This window comes from Tabrizicola oligotrophica (assembly GCF_011008935.1).
GTDB lineage: Bacteria > Pseudomonadota > Alphaproteobacteria > Rhodobacterales > Rhodobacteraceae > Tabrizicola_A > Tabrizicola_A oligotrophica.
The window spans coordinates 1-1,164 of record NZ_JAAIVJ010000037.1 but is presented as its reverse complement, the minus strand read 5'-3'; the positions used below and the strand labels follow the sequence as shown (position 1 = coordinate 1,164).

The window sequence follows — 1,164 nt, the reverse complement described above, 5'->3', positions numbered from 1 at the left end:
AGCGCCACTGTCGCCATGGTCAGCCGCCCCGCAACGCGGGCGGGGGCGCTTGCGCGATTGGAAAGTGCCGCGCCTCCGCCCGCGCGGAACCGGGCAAGCCATTTGCGAACCGTGCGGACAGACACCGTAAGCGGTGTCCCGATCACACCGTGACGGCGTAATTCCACGGGAGCAGATCGTCGATCTGCCTCTGCCGGTGGCCTTTGACGATGGCGGTGATGGTGGCGGACAGCTACGCATGGGAACCCGCCGCCAATCGAGCCCTGCAAACAGCGCCTCGAACTGGGCATGGTTCATCAGCATCAGCCCATCCTTCACGGCGGGCCAGGTGAAGCTGTGCTCCTCCAGCCGCTTGTAGGCCATCACCAGACCGGTGCCGTCCCAGTAGAGCAGCTTCAGACGATCCGCCTTCCTCGCCCGGAACACGAAGACCGTTCCGGTGAACGGGTCCTTGCGCAGCTCGTTCTTCACCATCGCGGCCAGACTGTCGTGTCCCTTCCTGAAGTCGATAGGCTTCGTCGCCACCATGATCCGCACCCGGTTCGACGGGAAGATCATGAGCAGGCCCGCAGCGCCACAGCCAGTTCCGCAACCCGCGCTGCTGGTGTGGCACTATCCAGCCGCACCGTCACCGGCCCGATGATCAGATCAATCGACGCCATCGTTGCCACTGTCGGGACCACAATCGGCGACGCAACGGGTGCCGCAAACTCTGCCCCCACAACCTCGGGCACAACAAGTTTGCCCTTCCGGGCCAGCGTCCGCCAAGACGACAAGTGGTTGGCCTTCAATCCATGCCGACGCGCCACCTCGTTCACCGTGACGCCCGGCACCAGCGTCTCTGCCACCATCCGACCCTTCGCCTCGTCAGACCATCGCCGCTTGACCGCCGGAGCCGCAAGAAGCTCCACAAACCCGACGGCCTCCATACTGCGCTCCCGATGGACTCCCACTGACGCCTCCCGTGCAAATCTCCACACGAGGGCGCATCGCAGCTTACGGATTCAGCAGGAAGGTGGGGCCAGGACGGCGCTTACCAGACACCGCAAAGGCGGCCGCGACGTCAGAGGCCTTCTGCCCGCCCATCACACGGGCGACGATCTGCTCTCGACTGTGCAAGGTCAGACGAGCATTCTGGTGTGGGTTGTTCATCCTGCGAGGTCC

Annotated in this window: 2 protein-coding genes; both read right to left on the bottom strand. The window is 64.5% G+C overall.

What is annotated here, in order from left to right; all coding sequences use genetic code 11:
• Positions 1-558 (bottom strand): IS66 family insertion sequence element accessory protein TnpB (gene tnpB / locus G4Z14_RS19295; RefSeq protein ID WP_164628480.1); only part of this gene is annotated, 558 nt, incomplete at its 3' end.
• Positions 555-929, bottom strand: a complete 375-nt coding sequence (locus G4Z14_RS18705) for a transposase (RefSeq protein ID WP_164628478.1) — start codon at positions 927-929, stop codon at positions 555-557. The genes G4Z14_RS18705 and tnpB, both read right to left, overlap by 4 nt.
• Positions 930-1,164 lie beyond the last annotated feature (235 nt).